General features: G+C 45.5%; 15 protein-coding genes and 1 riboswitch. Of the genes, 9 read left to right on the forward strand and 6 right to left on the reverse strand.

Annotation, left to right across the window (positions count from 1 at the left end; genetic code table 11):
* The 4 genes from dnaA (at position 1) to gyrB (ending at position 6,200) form a co-directional block, all read left to right on the forward strand.
* Positions 1 to 1,422 carry a chromosomal replication initiator protein DnaA gene (gene dnaA / locus OCU50_RS00005; protein WP_017055482.1) on the forward strand — a complete coding sequence of 474 codons (1,422 nt, stop codon included), beginning with the start codon at positions 1 to 3 and terminating at the stop codon, positions 1,420 to 1,422.
* A gap of 80 nt (positions 1,423 to 1,502) precedes the next feature.
* On the forward strand, positions 1,503 to 2,603 hold the full coding sequence (gene dnaN / locus OCU50_RS00010; RefSeq protein ID WP_060468921.1) for a DNA polymerase III subunit beta: 1,101 nt from the start codon (positions 1,503 to 1,505) through the stop codon (positions 2,601 to 2,603).
* An 82-nt stretch (positions 2,604 to 2,685) separates the two neighbouring features.
* The gene (gene recF / locus OCU50_RS00015; protein WP_060468922.1) at positions 2,686 to 3,765 is read left to right on the forward strand and encodes a DNA replication/repair protein RecF; all 1,080 of its coding nucleotides are present in this window, start codon (positions 2,686 to 2,688) and stop codon (positions 3,763 to 3,765) included.
* Positions 3,766 to 3,782: 17 nt separating this feature from the next.
* Complete coding sequence (gyrB, locus tag OCU50_RS00020; RefSeq protein WP_060468923.1) at positions 3,783 to 6,200, forward strand: DNA topoisomerase (ATP-hydrolyzing) subunit B; 2,418 nt, start codon at positions 3,783 to 3,785, stop codon at positions 6,198 to 6,200.
* Positions 6,201 to 6,440: 240 nt separating this feature from the next.
* On the opposite strand, the gene OCU50_RS00025 is transcribed toward gyrB, so the two are convergent.
* Positions 6,441 to 6,563, reverse strand: a complete 123-nt coding sequence (locus OCU50_RS00025) for a hypothetical protein (protein ID WP_261809197.1) — start codon at positions 6,561 to 6,563, stop codon at positions 6,441 to 6,443.
* 141 nt (positions 6,564 to 6,704) lie between these two features.
* Between OCU50_RS00025 and OCU50_RS00030 the strand changes: the two genes are divergently transcribed.
* The gene (locus tag OCU50_RS00030; RefSeq protein ID WP_060468924.1) at positions 6,705 to 7,139 is read left to right on the forward strand and encodes an Hsp20 family protein; all 435 of its coding nucleotides are present in this window, start codon (positions 6,705 to 6,707) and stop codon (positions 7,137 to 7,139) included.
* 258 nt (positions 7,140 to 7,397) lie between these two features.
* Here OCU50_RS00030 and OCU50_RS00035 read toward each other — a convergent pair whose 3' ends face one another.
* From OCU50_RS00035 to glyQ, 4 genes are all read right to left on the reverse strand, one after another.
* Positions 7,398 to 8,651, reverse strand: a complete 1,254-nt coding sequence (locus OCU50_RS00035) for a valine--pyruvate transaminase (RefSeq protein ID WP_060468925.1) — start codon at positions 8,649 to 8,651, stop codon at positions 7,398 to 7,400.
* Positions 8,652 to 8,905: 254 nt separating this feature from the next.
* Entirely contained in the window at positions 8,906 to 10,993 is a 2,088-nt protein-coding gene (locus OCU50_RS00040; protein ID WP_060468926.1) for an alpha-amylase, read from the reverse strand.
* Positions 10,994 to 11,195: 202 nt separating this feature from the next.
* Positions 11,196 to 13,262 (reverse strand): glycine--tRNA ligase subunit beta, encoded by a 2,067-nt coding sequence (glyS, locus tag OCU50_RS00045; RefSeq protein WP_060468927.1) that lies wholly within the window; start codon positions 13,260 to 13,262, stop codon positions 11,196 to 11,198.
* Between the two features lie 2 nt (positions 13,263 to 13,264).
* On the reverse strand, positions 13,265 to 14,188 hold the full coding sequence (glyQ, locus tag OCU50_RS00050) for a glycine--tRNA ligase subunit alpha (protein ID WP_046224867.1): 924 nt from the start codon (positions 14,186 to 14,188) through the stop codon (positions 13,265 to 13,267).
* 210 nt (positions 14,189 to 14,398) lie between these two features.
* A riboswitch (yybP-ykoY riboswitch) is annotated at positions 14,399 to 14,574 on the forward strand.
* 34 nt (positions 14,575 to 14,608) lie between these two features.
* Here glyQ and OCU50_RS00055 point away from each other — a divergent pair.
* Both OCU50_RS00055 and OCU50_RS00060 read left to right on the forward strand, forming a co-directional pair.
* Positions 14,609 to 15,163 (forward strand): TMEM165/GDT1 family protein, encoded by a 555-nt coding sequence (locus tag OCU50_RS00055; RefSeq protein ID WP_017055491.1) that lies wholly within the window; start codon positions 14,609 to 14,611, stop codon positions 15,161 to 15,163.
* Positions 15,164 to 15,314: 151 nt separating this feature from the next.
* Positions 15,315 to 15,569 carry a hypothetical protein gene (locus tag OCU50_RS00060; RefSeq protein WP_082710364.1) on the forward strand — a complete coding sequence of 85 codons (255 nt, stop codon included), beginning with the start codon at positions 15,315 to 15,317 and terminating at the stop codon, positions 15,567 to 15,569.
* Positions 15,570 to 15,652: 83 nt separating this feature from the next.
* Here the strand turns inward: OCU50_RS00060 and tusA are convergent, their stop codons facing one another.
* Positions 15,653 to 15,904, reverse strand: coding sequence for a sulfurtransferase TusA (gene tusA, locus OCU50_RS00065; RefSeq protein WP_017055492.1), 252 nt, complete (start codon positions 15,902 to 15,904; stop codon positions 15,653 to 15,655).
* A gap of 149 nt (positions 15,905 to 16,053) precedes the next feature.
* Here tusA and OCU50_RS00070 point away from each other — a divergent pair, with 149 nt between their 5' ends.
* Positions 16,054 to 16,239, forward strand: a complete 186-nt coding sequence (locus OCU50_RS00070) for a hypothetical protein (RefSeq protein ID WP_004736674.1) — start codon at positions 16,054 to 16,056, stop codon at positions 16,237 to 16,239.
* A 156-nt stretch (positions 16,240 to 16,395) separates the two neighbouring features.
* The gene (locus OCU50_RS00075) at positions 16,396 to 17,337 is read left to right on the forward strand and encodes a LysR family transcriptional regulator (protein ID WP_060468928.1); all 942 of its coding nucleotides are present in this window, start codon (positions 16,396 to 16,398) and stop codon (positions 17,335 to 17,337) included.
* Positions 17,338 to 17,349: the final 12 nt, after the last annotated feature.

Consider the following 17,349-nt stretch of genomic DNA (forward strand, 5'->3'; position numbering starts at 1 on the left):
GTGTCATCTTCGCTTTGGTTGCAGTGTTTGCAACAGCTTCAAGAAGAGTTACCAGCTACAGAATTCAGTATGTGGGTTCGTCCGCTACAAGCGGAGCTCAATGACAATACTCTAACTCTATTTGCACCGAACCGGTTTGTACTTGATTGGGTTCGCGATAAGTATCTAAATAGCATTACCCGTTTGCTGCGAGAACATTGCGGTCATGATATTCCGCATCTTCATTTTGAGATTGGAAGTAAACGAGCCACTGCTACAAAACCTGAGACTATCGCCCCTGCTAGGACACGTACAGCTGCTGATGTAGCTGCTGAATCGTCAGCACCTGCGCAGTTACAAGCTCGTAAGCCTGTTCATAATATCTGGCGTGATGAAGAGCCTGTGGCGGTCGATCTAAACCACCGTTCAAACGTAAACCCAAAACATATGTTCAATAACTTTGTTGAGGGTAAATCAAACCAATTGGGTTTGGCGGCGGCACGTCAGGTTTCAGATAATCCAGGAACGGCCTATAACCCATTGTTTTTATATGGTGGTACTGGTTTAGGTAAAACGCACTTGTTGCATGCTGTAGGTAACGCCATTGTTGATAACAAACCAAACGCTAAAGTGGTGTACATGCACTCTGAGCGCTTTGTTCAGGATATGGTAAAGGCGCTACAAAATAACGCGATTGAAGAGTTTAAGCGCTACTACCGTAGTGTTGATGCGCTGCTTATCGATGATATCCAATTCTTCGCCAATAAAGAGCGTTCTCAAGAAGAGTTCTTCCATACTTTTAATGCGCTGCTCGAAGGCAACCAACAGATCATCCTAACGTCTGACCGTTATCCAAAAGAGATCAACGGGGTAGAGGATCGTCTAAAATCTCGCTTCGGTTGGGGTTTGACGGTGGCGATTGAGCCACCAGAGCTTGAGACTCGTGTTGCGATATTAATGAAGAAAGCAGAAGACCACCAAATTCACCTTGCGGATGAAGTGGCATTCTTTATTGCTAAGCGTTTACGCTCTAACGTTCGTGAGCTAGAAGGCGCATTGAACCGTGTTATTGCCAATGCAAACTTCACTGGCCGTCCGATCACTATCGATTTCGTGCGTGAAGCACTGCGTGACTTACTTGCACTGCAAGAAAAACTGGTCACCATCGATAACATTCAAAAGACAGTCGCTGAATATTACAAAATCAAAGTCGCTGATCTATTATCTAAACGTCGTTCTCGTTCTGTTGCTCGTCCACGTCAACTGGCGATGGCATTGGCTAAAGAGCTGACTAACCACAGCTTGCCTGAGATTGGCGATGCATTCGGTGGCCGTGATCATACGACTGTACTGCACGCCTGTCGTAAGATTGCTCAGCTACGCGAAGAGAGTCACGACATTAAAGAAGACTATTCGAACTTGATTCGTACCCTTTCTTCTTAATACACAGTATTCTTAACCTTAATAAGCCGAATCTTGGCGCGTAATATTACGAAGTGCCATTTAGACCGTAAGAGCAAGATATGAAATTTACCATTGAACGTAGTCATCTGATTAAGCCATTACAACAAGTATCTGGTGCACTCGGTGGCAGGCCAACACTTCCAATTCTAGGCAATCTACTGATGAAAGTAGAAGATAACGTGTTGTCGATGACAGCCACCGATCTAGAAGTTGAACTGATCAGCCGAGTAACGCTTGAAGGTGATTTCGAAGCGGGCAGTATTACCGTACCTTCACGTAAGTTCCTAGATATCTGTCGTGGCTTGCCAGACAGCTCAGTGATCACAGTAGTATTGGATGGTGACCGTGTTCAGGTTCGCTCTGGTCGTAGCCGCTTCTCATTGGCAACATTACCTGCGGCAGACTTCCCAAACATAGAAGACTGGAGCAGTGAAGTTGAAGTGTCTGTGACACAAGCTGAATTGCGCGGTCTTATTGAGAAAACACAATTCTCAATGGCGAACCAAGACGTTCGTTACTACCTCAACGGTATGTTGTTCGAGATTGAAGGTTCGATCCTGCGCAGTGTGGCGACTGATGGTCACCGTATGGCAGTATCTCAAGCGCAACTTGATGCCGATTTTGCTCAGAAGCAGATCATTGTTCCACGTAAAGGTGTTCAAGAGCTAGTCAAGCTGTTGGATGCACCTGAACAACCTGTAACGCTGCAGATTGGTAACTCTAACGTGCGTGCTGAAGTGAACAACTATGTATTCACTTCTAAGCTCGTTGATGGTCGTTTCCCTGATTATCGCCGCGTAATGCCGCAAAATACCACCAAGACATTAGAAGCCGGTTGCGATGAGTTACGTTCAGCGTTTTCTCGCGCGGCGATTCTGTCGAATGAAAAATTCCGTGGTGTTCGCGTTAACCTTGTCGATAGCGAGATGCGTATTACCGCGAACAACCCAGAACAAGAAGAAGCCGAAGAGGTGTTAGACGTCACCTTCGACGGTGACGCGCTAGAAATTGGCTTCAACGTAAGCTACGTATTGGATGTGCTGAACACACTGCGTTGTGAACAGGTTCGTATATCAATGTCAGATGCGAATGCGAGTGCTTTGATTGAGAATGCGCAAGATGACAGCGCGATGTACGTTGTTATGCCAATTCGTTTATAAGCGTTGTTTGTGAATCAACCATGCTTACTGACCAACAACGTTTACCTACTGTGTTGTGATTGAAGATTAATATGAAGACGCTATGCCTTTATCGCGCTTAATCGTTAAGCAGTTTAGAAATATTGAAGCCTGTGACATTCAACCGTCATCAGGCTTTAACTTTCTTATAGGGGCTAACGGAAGCGGCAAAACCAGTGTCCTTGAAGCGGTCTATCTGCTCGGGCACGGTCGCTCATTCAAAAGTTCTCTCACTGGTCGTATCATCCAAAACGAGTGCAGTGAACTGTTTGTACATGGCCGTTTTATGACCTCGGACCAATTTGAGCTGCCAATTGGCATTAATAAGCAGCGTGATGGCTCGACAGAGGTTAAAATAAGCGGCCAAACCGGACAAAAATTGGCTCAGTTAGCGCAAGTCTTACCTTTGCAGTTGATTCACCCGGAAGGGTTTGATTTACTGACGGATGGACCTAAACATCGCCGTGCATTCATTGATTGGGGAGTTTTCCACAGTGAGTCAGGTTTTTATGATGCTTGGGGCAGGGTAAAGCGGCTCAATAAACAGCGAAACGCATTATTGAAAACAGCCACGCATTATCGAGAGCTGAGCTATTGGGATCAAGAACTGGCCCGTTTAGCTGAAAACATCAGTCATTGGCGTGCCGCCTATGTCGAGCAACTTAAAGAAGTTGCCGAAGAGATCTGTGCGACCTTCTTGCCTGAGTTTGAGATAAAGATTAACTACTATCGCGGCTGGGACAAAGACACGCCCTATGCAGAGATACTAGAGAAGAATTTTGAAAGGGATCAGCAGCTTGGTTACACCTTTAGTGGGCCAAACAAAGCGGATCTAAAGATAAAAGTGAACGGCACTCCAGTGGAAGATGTCTTGTCACGAGGTCAGTTGAAGTTGATGGTTTGCGCGTTGCGAGTAGCACAAGGGCAACACCTCACTCAAATGACAGGAAAGCAATGTATCTATTTAATAGATGACTTTGCTTCCGAATTAGATAGCCAACGCCGCGCACGTCTTGCCGAGTGCTTAAAGGCGACCGAGGCTCAAGTTTTTGTAAGCTCTATTACCGCTGATCAGATTGCAGATATGCATGATGAAAATAGCAGGATGTTTCATGTGGAACATGGCAAAATAGAGCAAGGATAATTAGTCAGAGAGTAACTATGTCAGATAATTACGATTCATCGAGTATTAAAGTACTGAAGGGTCTGGATGCGGTACGTAAGCGTCCTGGAATGTACATTGGCGACACGGATGATGGTACCGGTCTGCACCACATGGTTTTTGAGGTGGTAGATAACTCTATTGATGAAGCGCTAGCTGGTCACTGTAATGACATCATTGTAACTATCCATGAAGATAGCTCTGTGTCGGTTCGCGATGACGGCCGTGGTATTCCAACAGAATTGCACTCAGAAGAAAACGTGTCTGCAGCAGAAGTTATCATGACGGTTCTTCATGCTGGTGGTAAGTTTGATGATAACTCGTACAAAGTATCTGGTGGTCTGCACGGTGTTGGTGTTTCAGTAGTAAACGCACTTTCTAAGCAAGTTACTCTTACTATCCACCGTGGTGGAAAAATTCACACTCAAACGTATCACCATGGTGAACCTCAGGCACCACTTGCTATTGTAGGTGATACGGATAGAACCGGAACGGAGATTCGTTTCTGGCCAAGTGAAGAAACATTCACCAATATTGAGTACCATTACGACATCTTAGCTAAGCGTCTACGTGAACTGTCATTCTTGAATTCGGGTGTATCAATCAGGCTGATTGATGAGCGCGAAGAAGACAAAATGGATCACTTCGAATATGAAGGCGGCATTCAAGCGTTTGTTGAACATTTGAATACCAACAAGACCCCTATTATTCAAAAGATCTTTCATTTCGATTCTGAGCGTGATGATGGCATTACCGTTGAAGTTGCGATGCAGTGGAACGATGGTTACCAAGAAAACATTTACTGTTTCACCAATAATATCCCTCAGCGTGATGGTGGTGCTCACTTAGCGGGTTTCCGTTCAGCACTGACCCGTACTTTAAATAGTTTTATGGATAAGGAAGGCTTCTCTAAGAAAGCGAAGACTTCAACATCCGGTGATGATGCTCGTGAAGGTTTGACGGCGATTGTTTCAGTGAAAGTGCCGGATCCTAAGTTTTCAAGCCAAACCAAAGATAAGCTGGTTTCTTCTGAAGTGAAGTCTGCCGTTGAATCTACAATGGGTGAGAAACTCTCTGAGTTCCTGATTGAGAACCCAGGTGAAGCGAAAATTGTTTGTTCTAAAATTATCGATGCTGCACGTGCTCGTGATGCTGCGCGTAAAGCTCGTGAGATGACACGTCGTAAAGGCGCGTTAGATTTAGCGGGTCTTCCAGGTAAACTCGCTGACTGTCAGGAAAAAGATCCTGCACTGTCTGAACTCTATATTGTGGAAGGAGACTCTGCTGGCGGATCAGCTAAGCAGGGGCGTAACCGTAAGAACCAAGCAATCCTACCTCTAAAAGGTAAAATCCTTAACGTAGAGAAAGCACGGTTCGACAAAATGTTGTCTTCACAAGAAGTTGCAACGCTAATCACAGCCCTTGGTTGTGGTATTGGCCGCGACGAATACAACCCAGACAAACTGCGTTACCACAACATCATTATCATGACCGATGCCGATGTCGATGGTTCTCACATACGTACATTGCTCCTGACGTTCTTCTACCGTCAAATGCCGGAACTGATAGAACGTGGTTACATCTATATTGCTCAGCCACCGCTTTTCAAAGTGAAAAAAGGTAAGCAAGAGCAATACATCAAAGATGAAGATGCAATGAATCAGTATCAAGTATCTTTAGCTTTAGACAACGCAGCATTGCATGTAAATTCTGAAGCACCCGCGTTTGCTGGTGAGGGATTAGAGAAGCTTGTTCTGCAATACAATGCCGGTATTAAGCTTGTTGATCGTATGAGTCGCCGTTACCCACGTGCACTTATCCATGAATTGATTTATATGCCACGCTTAACCGCTGAGCAGTGTCATGATGAGGTGGCTGTTGAAGCTTGGGGTAAGCAGCTTGTAGAGCAGCTAAACGCGAAAGAAACAGGTGCTAGCCAATACCATCTTGAGGTTGAAAAGCACGAAGACCTAGGAATAAGTGTTCCTAAGATTGTCGTGCGTACACACGGTGTAACTCATGAGCATTTATTAAGTATTGACCTAATCAACTCGAAAGAATTTAGTAAATTATCGGATTTATCTGAAGCGCTTGATGGTTTGATTGAAGAAGGTGCTTATATTAAACGTGGTGAGCGAACTCAAGCGGTAACGAATTTTGTTGAAGCAATGAACTGGTTGGTTAAAGAGTCTCGTCGTGGTTTTAGCCTACAACGATACAAAGGTCTAGGTGAGATGAACCCAGATCAGCTTTGGGAGACCACCATGGATCCTGAAAGTCGTCGTATGATGCAAGTAACAATTGAAGATGCTGTTGGTGCTGATCTGTTGTTTACTACGCTAATGGGTGACCAAGTTGAGCCGCGTCGTAACTTCATCGAAGAGAATGCATTGAAAGTAGCTAACCTAGACGTTTAGTATCTTTGATACTTCGCTCTTTCGCTTAATTTCTGTGTCAGAGGTGCTCACATACATTCGTATGCTCCGCGCCTCTTCCTTGAACTAAAACGAAATAGCTTCGTCTCAAAAAACTAAATATATTATTTAAAAGACTGCCCGAAATGGCGGTCTTTTTTGTTTCTTAAGCATTTGAAAAATAATGATTTTGGAAAATAATTGAAAATAATCCCTTGAAACTATTTTGCTCAATCCACATATTTAGTTGTGAAGAGGATGACTGTCTTGCTCTACAAGAGAAGAAACAGAACCTTCATAACCGTTGCTAGAGTATCGCTCAATAGAGGATAACTTTGGCAGCACACAACTTAAAAATTGATTCATTGTCATGTCCCAGCGTTGTCGCCAATAGAGGTGAAACCCGAGGAATGCGAATTGAATCTCTTAGCTGTTTACTGGATCACATAGGTTCGATCTAAGTAAAATTCGTAGCTAAGACTATTGCTTACTAAAAAGGATAGCATTATGAGAACTGTAGATTTCACTCCACTTTACCGCAACGCAATCGGCTTTGATCGTCTATTCAACATGATGGAAGCGAACACGTCGAAAAATGCTTCTGGCGGTTACCCTCCATACAACATCGAGCAAACAGACGAGAACAACTACCGTATTACTATGGCAGTAGCTGGTTTTGCTGATGACCAATTAGATCTGACTCAGAAAGAGAACATGCTAATTGTGAAAGGTGATCGTAAAGCAGAAGTAGAGAAAACCTTTGTATATCAAGGTATTGCAGAGCGCGATTTCGAGCGAAAATTCCAACTTGCTGACTACGTAAAAGTGGTAGGCGCAAGTATGGAAAATGGTCTTCTTCACATCGACCTAGAACGCGAAATCCCAGAAGCGATGCAACCACGTAAGATTGCTATCAACGGTAATAGCCTACTAGAAGGTTAATCCCCGTCATACTTGAAGCTACAGCGTTGTTGACGTCGTAAATTCCCCCTAATCACATAGGTTCCCTATGCTCATAGGGCTGAATTGCTTGTGTTTTTGAAACGAATGGTCGCCTAGCTGAACCCCCAATTATTTAGGGTATTCAAGTGACAAAAACTATCGGGAAGTAAAAGTGAAAGAGCACCTCATGAGGTGCTCTTTTTTGTTTGTTCTGCCAGCGTCATTCCATAGAGGGAGGTACGACAGAGTAGGGAACCTTTATTTACTTTCGCTGTAAGCCTTTTTCACTTCTTCTGCAATGATCTTAATGCCTTTCTGCATCGCCTCATCATCTTGCACGTAGTTCATACGTAAGCACTGGTGAGCATGATCCCACTCATCTTCCTGGCCTATAAAGAAGTATTCACCCGGAACAATCAGAACGCCACGGGCTTTGAGGCGGTTGTACAGTTCCATTGTGGTGATAGGCAGTTCATCAAACCATAGCCATAAGAAGATAGCGCCTTCAGGTTTGTGGATACGAAAGCGTGGATCGTCGATAGCGTCTTGCAACAGCTCAACCGCGCGTAGAGATTTCTCTTTGTAGAAAGGCTTAATCACTTCGCTGCTTAAACGTAGTAGATCACCCTTCTCAATCATGTGGTTAGCAATCGCAGGACCAACACTACTTGGTGCTAGGCTGATAATGCCATTCATGTTGGTTAGCGCTTGCGTTACTTCTTCACTCGCAATCACGATACCGCAACGCACACCTGGCAAACCAAGCTTAGACAAGCTCATGCACAGAATCGTATTTTCGTTCCAGAATGGTTCCACATCTTCAAAGATGATGTTTGGAAATGGCAGGCCGTAAGCGTTATCGATCAGCAGTGGGATATTGTTCTCTCGCGCGAGTTTGTCCAACTTACGCACTTCCTCATCGGTCAGTACGTTACCCGTAGGATTGGTAGGGCGAGAAGCGCAGATAGCCGCCACTGAATCGTCCACTTTTAGCTGTTCAAAATCAACGTGGTATTTGAACTGGCGATTTTCTAGCAGCTCGATCTCTGGGTGGTAAGAGATAAAAATATCGTCATCAATCCCTGCATCGCCGTAGCCGATGTATTCCGGTGCGATCGGCAACAAAATTTTCTTGTGCGAGCCGTCAGGCTGCTGACCTGCTAATAGATTGAATAGGTAAAAGAAGCCGCTTTGACTGCCATTGGTTAGGCTGATGTTCTTTTCGCTGATGTCCCAGCCATAGGTCTCTTTTAGCATCGCAGCTAACGACTTAATGAAGCTATTTTTGCCCTGCGGACCATCGTAGTTGGCGAGGGCGGCGATGAGTTCTCCATTGGCGAGCATGTCGGCACTGGCTTGGTTAAAGTAATCGAGCATGGCAGGGATAGCGGCTGGGTTGCCACCACCGAGCATGATAGCGCCTGGAGTGCGCAGGCCATCATTCAAATCATCCATTAAACGAGTGATTCCAGAGTATCGATTAAACTTTTCACCAAACTTAGAAAACTGCATTACTTATTTTACCTAATTCATTGTGATTGCTTGTTATGTGTCATTAAGGCAGACCTTATGTCTGCCATTAGTGTATTCCTTGAACATACCGCAATGTTTTTGCGACGCATAGCGCCAAATGCTCTAACACGAAAAAAACTTCTATAAAGTTTGGTTAATGAGTAACAGTTTGCTTATTGAACGTGCTTTTGGTGATCAAAAAAGGGAAGCCGAAGCTTCCCCTTTGATTAATTTCGTTTGAGAACCATGCGTGTTTACTTCGAACCGGTATAAACAACCAATACTTTGTCATCTTGGTATTGGCGTTCGAACGCATAGTAGCCCTTGCTGTTACGGATGATGTGATTGCCTTGCGCGACGGCTGGGTGGCGTTGGCGGAATTGGCCAAGCGCTTGCCAGTGTTCTAGCAACTCTGTACGTTCGCCGGTGATTTGATTCCATGGCATATCCGAGCGAGTGCCTTGCATTGGATCGGAACCTGTTGGGCCAACGTCACGGGCGATTTCATCACCGTAATAGATCTGTACCGCTCCCGGAGCAAGCATTAACGCATTCGCTGCTTTGGTCTGTTTAGCAAAGTCACTGCCGTGCTGTGTCCAGAATAGCGATGTATCGTGAGACGAAAGGTAACTCAGCACGTTGAACTCACTGTCGTTGTTGATCTTATCTGCGTAGCGAAGGTAATCGGCATCGAGATCAGACAAGCACTTAAGTGCCTTGGGTGCGATATCACTTTGGAATTCAAAGTTGATGATCGAATCAAAGCCGTTAGCGAAATAATCGGATTTCACTACGCTGTGCGCCCACACTTCGCCTGTCATCCAAAAGGGTAGGTCATCCAACGCTTTGTCTGGATTATTCTGTTTCCATTCAGCCAGTGCTTGGTTAGTGCTCTCTTTAAGCTCTGCCCAAGCGTCCAGTTCAACGTGCTTCGCGGTATCGACCCTAAAGCCATCAACACCATATTCGCGCACCCAATCCGATAACCAAGTGATTAAATGGTCACGAGGTGTTTTGAGTTCATCGGTCGCGCTGGTGGATTTATTACGATAGAAGTTAGGCAGTCCGGTTGTCTCTGTCGATTCTGTTTTGAAATCGGGCAGGTGCGCCAAAGACATGGTGAGGTTATTGTAACCCGGAGAGTCATAGGCGCCGATATCGCTGCGTAGCCAAGCTTTGCCCCACCACTTTTCCCACGCTTCTTTGTCGCTGTAAGAGATGTAGTTGTTGAAGTAGTGCCAGTTCTGACCTTTAGTGGGCTGCCAGTCTGTCCAGTTTTCGCCAAGTGTTTGTTTGGCTTCTTCATCAGTTAGGTTGAGCTTACCAAAATCAAACTCTTGCATGTCGGCAAGCGTCGCATAGCCGGTGTGGTTCATTACCACATCCCAAACAACGCGAATGCCTTTGCTGTGCGCGGTATCGATGAAGTTTTTCAGCTCGTCTTCGGTGCCCATGTTGTCATCGATCTTGGTCCAGTCTTGATGGTAGTAACCGTGGTAGCCGTAGTGTTTGAAGTCACCGCGATCACCGCCGCCAACCCAGCCGTGGATTTGCTCTAACGGAGACGTTATCCAGATAGCATTAGCACCGAGTGATTCTATGTAGTCGAGTTTTTCGGTTAAGCCTGCCAAGTCACCACCGTGGAAGGTACCGATTTCGTCTTGTCCATCTTGGCTGCGACTATAACTGTTGTCGTTATCAGGATTACCATTATGGAAACGGTCGGTCATTACGAAGTAAACCGTGGCGTTATCCCAACTAAAGTCAGCTTTGGTTTCTGGTTCTACTTTCTCAAGCAGCAGAACACCTTGGCTGTTTTCTGCAGGCTGCATGGTGACGCTGCCATTCGTTACTGTGACTTGTTTGCCTGAAAGAGCGTCTCTTACCACGGTGCCATCATCAAAGGTTTGAGCAACGTCGATGGTGGTGGGCTCGTCACTAGGAACCGGACAAGCAAAGCTTTGTACTTGTTGTTGCTTCGGCTTTATCTGAACGGTCAGCTCATTGGTTTGTGGGTTGAGCGTAAACTGATAGGTGTTAGCGCGAAAGACCTTGATATCTAATTCAGACTTCTCGGCGCAGTCGTCTAGACGAAGGGGTTTATTGAACTTGATGCGATTCTCTTCAGCCAGCGCATAGTTGGTGCCACAGGTATTTTGAGTATCGCTGATAGAGAACGTATAGCTACCTTTGGCGAGTTCCTGTTCTGCAATTACGGTGCCTTTACCGGATGATTCGAATACGACAGTGTCGTTATCAATTGTCAGTAATAGGTTGTTGTCACTGGTTTGGCTGCATGCGCTGAGTGCGAGCATTGAAAGCGCGAGTACTGTTTTTTTCATTGTTCCCTTCCCCTGAATAAACAGGTCAGTTATAGCAAACAATGCCCTCTACAGTCTGAGTGCTATTTCATTCAGTTAACCAATAAGACCTCTACAAACAAATGCTTGGTTCACAAAAACAAAAAGGGAAGCTTTCGCTTCCCTTTGGGTGTTTACTGTTAATTACTCAGAGTATGACTTAGAGTAACTGTCTCACTCGTGCTTATTTTTGCAGTAGAGAGATGTCAGCAATCTGTAGGAACAGGTTACGTAGGTTGTTCAGTAGCGTTAGACGGTTCTTCTTAAGCGCTTCGTCATCAGCCATCACCATTACGTTATCGAAGAATGCATCAACCGGTTCACGTAGATCAGCAAGCTTGCTTAGGGCTTCTTGGTAGTTGCCTGTAGCGAATGCTGGTTCTAGTGCTTCCGTCATTACTTCCACGTTTTCAGCCAGTGCTTTCTCTGCGTCTTCTTGAAGAAGCGTTAGGTCGATGTCAGCTGGTAGTTCGCCATCGAATTTCGCAAGGATGTTACCTACACGTTTGTTCGCTGCTGCTAGTGCTTCTGCTGCTTCCAGTTCACGGAAGTGAGAAACCGCTTTAACACGTTGGTCAAAGTCAGCTGGCTTAGTTGGACGACGTGCTAGTACCGCTTGAATGATATCAACGCTGAAACCAGCATCTTGGTACCATGCGCGGAAACGACCTAGCATGAAGTCGATAACGTCAGCTTCTACGTTGTCGTTAGTCAGCTTGTCGCCTAGTAGCTCTTTCGCTTTACCGATCAGATCCGTTAAGTCTAGGTTGTAGCCGTTTTCAACGATGATACGTAGTACACCTAGTGATGCACGACGTAGAGCGAATGGGTCAGAACCTTTTGGTGCTTGGCCAATACCGAAGATACCTACGATAGTGTCTAGCTTGTCTGCCATTGCAACTGCTGAAGAGATCCCCGTGCTTGGTAGGTCGTCACCAGCGAAACGAGGCATGTACTGCTCGTAAAGTGCCAGTGCAACTTGCTCGTCTTCACCATCGTGAGTCGCGTAGTGCATGCCCATTACACCTTGTGTATCCGTGAATTCGAATACCATAGATGTCATTAGGTCACACTTAGCCAGTAGGCCTGCGCGCTTAGACTTCTCAACGTCAGCATCGATTTGCTCAGCGATGTAGCCAGCAAGTTCTGTGATGCGGTCTGTTTTGTCCTTAATAGTACCAAGCTGCTTCTGGAAGATAGCTTGGTCTAGCTCGGGAAGACGGTCGATCAGCGGACGCTTACGGTCTGTGTTGAAGAAGAACTCAGCATCAGCAAGACGTGGACGTACCACTTTCTCGTTACCTTCGATAACGTGACGAGGCTCTTTAGACTCGATGTTTGATACGAAGATAAAGTTAGGAAGTAGCTTCTTGTTTTCGTCGTAAACAGGGAAGTACTTTTGGTCACCTTTCATGGTGTAAACCAAAGCTTCAGAAGGTACTTTTAGGAACTCTTCTTCAAACTTCGCTGTAAGTACTACTGGCCATTCAACCAGAGACGTTACTTCTTCAACAAGGTCATCTTCTAGGTCAGCTTTACCGCCAACCGCTGCTGCCGCTTTTTGAGAGTCAGCAAGGATGATCGCTTTACGCGCTTCGTAATCCGCCATTACTTTACCGCGCTCTTCTAGGATCGCAGGGTATTGGTCAGCAGAGTCGATTGTGAACTCTTGTTCGCCCATGAAACGGTGGCCACGGATAGTACGAGCAGATGCTACGCCTAGGATTTCGCCTTCAACAAGCTCATCACCTAGTAGTACTGTCAGTGTTTTTACTGGACGGATAAATTGAATGTCTGAGTTACCCCAGCGCATTGCTTTAGGAATTGGTAGGCCAGCCAGTGCTTTCGCAGCGATGTCCATCACCAATTCTTGAACTGGTTTGCCAGCTACTTCTTGTTTGAAAAGAAGCCACTCGCCTTTGTCTGTTTTCAGACGGTCAGCTTGTTCAACAGTGATACCGTTACCGCGAGCCCAGCCTTGTGCCGCTTTCGTTGCGTTGCCTTCCGCATCGAATGCTACTGAGATTGCAGGGCCACGCTTTTCAACCACTTTGTCCGCTTGGCCTTCAGCCAGTGCTGTTACTTTAAGTGCAAGGCGGCGAGGTGCTGCATACCATTTCACGCCTTCGTGAGAAAGCTCAGCTGTTTTAAGACCCGCTTCAAAGTTAGCAGCAAAGGCTTCTGCTAGAGAACGAAGTGCCGTTGGTGGAAGCTCTTCCGTACCCAGTTCAATTAGAAAATTCTTCGCCATGATTACTTCTCCTCGTTTGTCTTTTTACACATCGGGAAGCCAAGCGCTTCTCGTGACGCGTAGTACGCCTCTGCAACAGCTTTAGTCAGGTTGCGGATACGAAGGATGTAACGTTGACGCTCTGTTACAGAGATAGCTTTGCGCGCATCAAGGATGTTGAATGCGTGACCTGCTTTTAGAATGCGCTCGTAAGCTGGAAGCGGCAGTGGCTTCTCAAGCTCAAGTAATTCTTTACACTCTTTTTCGCACTGGTCGAAGAAAGTGAATAGGAAATCTACGTCTGCGTGCTCGAAGTTGTACGTTGATTGCTCAACTTCGTTTTGGTGGAAGATGTCACCGTAAGTCACGTTAGAACCGTCTGGTGCTACGTTCCATACTAGGTCGTAAACTGAGTCTACTTCCTGGATGTACATTGCTAGACGCTCGATACCGTAAGTGATCTCGCCGGTAACAGGTTTACACTCAAGTCCGCCAACCTGTTGAAAGTAAGTAAACTGAGTGACTTCCATGCCGTTTAGCCATACTTCCCAACCAAGGCCCCATGCGCCTAGTGTTGGGTTTTCCCAGTTATCTTCAACGAAGCGAATGTCGTGAACAAGTGGGTCAACACCAAGAACCTCTAGTGAGCCTAGGTACAACTCTTGGATATTGTCTGGCGATGGTTTTAGCGCTACTTGGAATTGGTAGTAGTGCTGAAGACGGTTAGGGTTTTCACCGTAACGGCCATCAGTAGGACGACGTGAAGGTTGTACGTAAGCTGTAGACATTGGCTCTGGGCCAAGTGCACGTAGACATGTCATTGGGTGAGATGTGCCAGCACCTACTTCCATATCTAGTGGTTGAACAATGGTACAACCGTTTTGTGCCCAGTAATCCTGCAGCGCGAGGATCATTCCCTGGAAGGTTTTGATATCGTATTTTTGCATAGTCAGGTTCGCGCGATTCTTTTAAATGAGTGATAAAAATAACCTCTGAGTATACCGAGATATTCGTAAAGCGAGTAGGGGTAATCTTGTTTAATTAGTGGTCTAAAATGTCGTTTAGTGGATTTTTTTGCCTTTAATGTTTGTTTTTCGGTACAAGTGGATATTTTGATAAGTTTGACACTTGTTTTTGAGTACGTAGGTGATTAGAATCTCGCGGTCTTTGGGGAGTAGCTTACTTATTCATATCCTATTGAATGAGTTCGTCCGTCAACATAATTGATGCAAAATCATCATGGCGTTCGAGGCAACCACCACCTTGGTGGCGCTTAGCAAGACCTTAGACAAGCATCGTGAACCGGGATGGGGCGCGAGGTTTGTCTTTGGTTAAATATAATAATCTCCGTCCCAAATGAGCATGTCGTGAGCGTTTTAGCAATTTCAATTACAACTGTCGCCTTAGCCGAGATCGGTGATAAGACTCAGTTGCTCTCTCTTTTATTAGCCAGTCGATATCGCAAGCCGATACCTATCATCGCGGCTATCTTCTTTGCCACCATTGCCAATCATGCTCTTGCTGCATGGCTCGGGGTTGTGGTCGCCGATTATTTATCTCCCGAAGTTCTTAAATGGGTGCTGGTGGTCAGTTTCATTGCGATGGCGGGCTGGATTTTGATTCCGGATAAGTTGGATGACGATGAGCAGATCTCAAACCGAGGCCCATTTGTCGCCAGTTTTATCGCTTTCTTTATTGCTGAGATTGGTGATAAAACCCAGATTGCGACCTCCATTCTAGGGGCGCAATATTCGGATGCATTAACGTGGGTGATCTTGGGTACTACGATTGGCATGTTGTTGGCGAATGTGCCTGTGGTGATCATCGGTAAGCTATCCGCTGACAAGATGCCTCTTGATCTGATTCGTAAGATCACAGCCTTGTTATTCGTCGGTTTGGCTATCGCTGCTGCGTTCTATTAATGGATAACGTTGAGGCTAATTATACTCAACCAGTGGAGTAATGTGTTGTAGGTCATACTCTTACAGTATTGTGGGAGTTATCGAGCGAATGGACATATAACTGTCATACTTGTCATGATATTTTAATATTGTGAGTTAAGAACACGAGGGCATGATTATGTTGACGCGTTATATGGGTATTACTCCACAAAGCCAAAGCTATCTATTTACCTTTGGCTTGGCTCTTACACTGTTAGGCATGGTGTTGACGGATATGTGGCTGCCAATGGTGGCTGGTTCGATGATTATGACCGGGCTTGCGGTAGAGGCTTGGGTTCGGGTCGCGCATATTATTCCGATGCGCAAAGATATTCGAGAAATTCAGCATCAGCTGGAGCATCTGCAAAACAAATCTAGAAACGAATAAACAAAAAGCCGCTCGTACTCTGAGTTCTGTTAAAGAACATAAGGTACGAGCGGCTTTTTTGATACTTGATAGTCGGTGGGGCGTTACGCCTCCAACCCCTTTCTGATCAAATACTGGTACGGCAAAGCTTCAGTCGCTTGGCCGACCAACTGATGATCCATAAACCGACAAAAACTCGGGATGTCACGAGTGGTTGAAGGATCATCAGCTTTTACCAGTAACACATCGCCATCCTGCATGTTTCTAATTGTCTTCCTGACCATCATTACTGGTTCCGGACAACGCAGGCCTTCAGCTTCTAAAGTATGGGTTGCCAGTTCAGGTTTGAATGTCATGGTTTGTATCTCTATATCTATCTAACGAGTGAATAATACGTCTGCAGAAAAAATATGCAATAAGTGCTTGGCAAACAGAATCAATTCCTATAACTTAGTTAACAAGTTGATAACAACTTGAAACAAAGGCAACTAGCTAAGGAGTGGCGATGTTGACAGGATTAGATAGATTAACAATTTATTCGGTTCTCTGTTTTATTTCTTTTTGTGCGTTAGTACTGCGTTCATCAACAGAGACCTCACTGATGCCTATTTTTGGCATAGTAGCAACGATTATTGGTATTTGGGTAGAGATGCGCCGTTGGCAAGGCATAGCCGAAGAGCAAGAGCACTAACCCGAGTACAACAAGCGAATTCCGATACGACAACATTCCGACACTATCCCCAAATTTTCTTGGGCTTCCCCGCGTAATTGCGGGATTTTTTTTATCTAAAGCATGCTATAAACAACTTAGTGACGAATGATCATTGTATACAGCTAGGTAAGTGGTGTGGAATTAGAAGACATCTATCGTAGAGACCTGAATTTATTGGTCGCTTTAAAGGTATTGATTGAAGAGGGCAGCGTTAGTCAGGCTGCGATTCGTCTTAACTTAAGCCAGTCGGCAACCAGCCGAATATTAGGGCGCTTAAGAGAGCTACTCAACGATCCCTTGTTTACACGTCAAGGTCAGCACCTTATTCCCACCAAAAAAGCACTCGAGATCAGCCAGCGCATTGATCAACCTTTAGAATCATTTCGCCAACTGCTTAGCCCTAGTGCTTTCGATCCTTACTATTGTAGTGAGCGTTTTTTAATTGCGACCACTGACTATGCGATGCAAACCATCTTGCCGTATGCATTGCCGAAAATTTATGAACAAGCGCCGAATATCTCTTTGGAGTTTGCTCCGTTGCAGCATGAGCATTTGTTTAAACAACTCAGTACCGAACATGTCGACATGGCGATTTGTCGCCCGAGTGGCAGCATTGCGCCACTTCATCAAGAAGTATTGGGACCAGTCGGCGTGTCGTGTTTGTTATCTAAAAATCACCCTTTGGCAGACAGTTCACTAAGCCTTGATGATTATGTCTCTTTGCCTCACGCGATGATCGCTATCAGTGATGGTGTTAAGGCTCTATTGGATAACGCCTTAGCCAATCAACAACCTCGTAAAATGGTATTGCGTGCGTACCACCTTGAAGCCGCATTGGCTATTGTCGATAGAATGCCACTCGTGATTACTGTTCCTGCCGATCTGGCTTACTTGGTCGCAGAGCGATATGACTTGGTCGTTAAGCCGCTGCCATTCGAGTTTATGCCATTTGATTACTCGTTGATTTGGCACTCACGCTGCGATTCTTCTGCCTCGCAACAGTGGTTGAGAAGAGTGGTGAAAGAGGAGTGTGGTGAGCTGATTCAAAAACGGATTGCGGACGTAGGTTTGGGTTAGGCTTTGTATTGA

Origin of the sequence: Vibrio toranzoniae, assembly GCF_024347655.1 — a bacterium.
In the GTDB taxonomy this organism is placed as follows: Bacteria; Pseudomonadota; Gammaproteobacteria; order Enterobacterales; family Vibrionaceae; genus Vibrio; species Vibrio toranzoniae.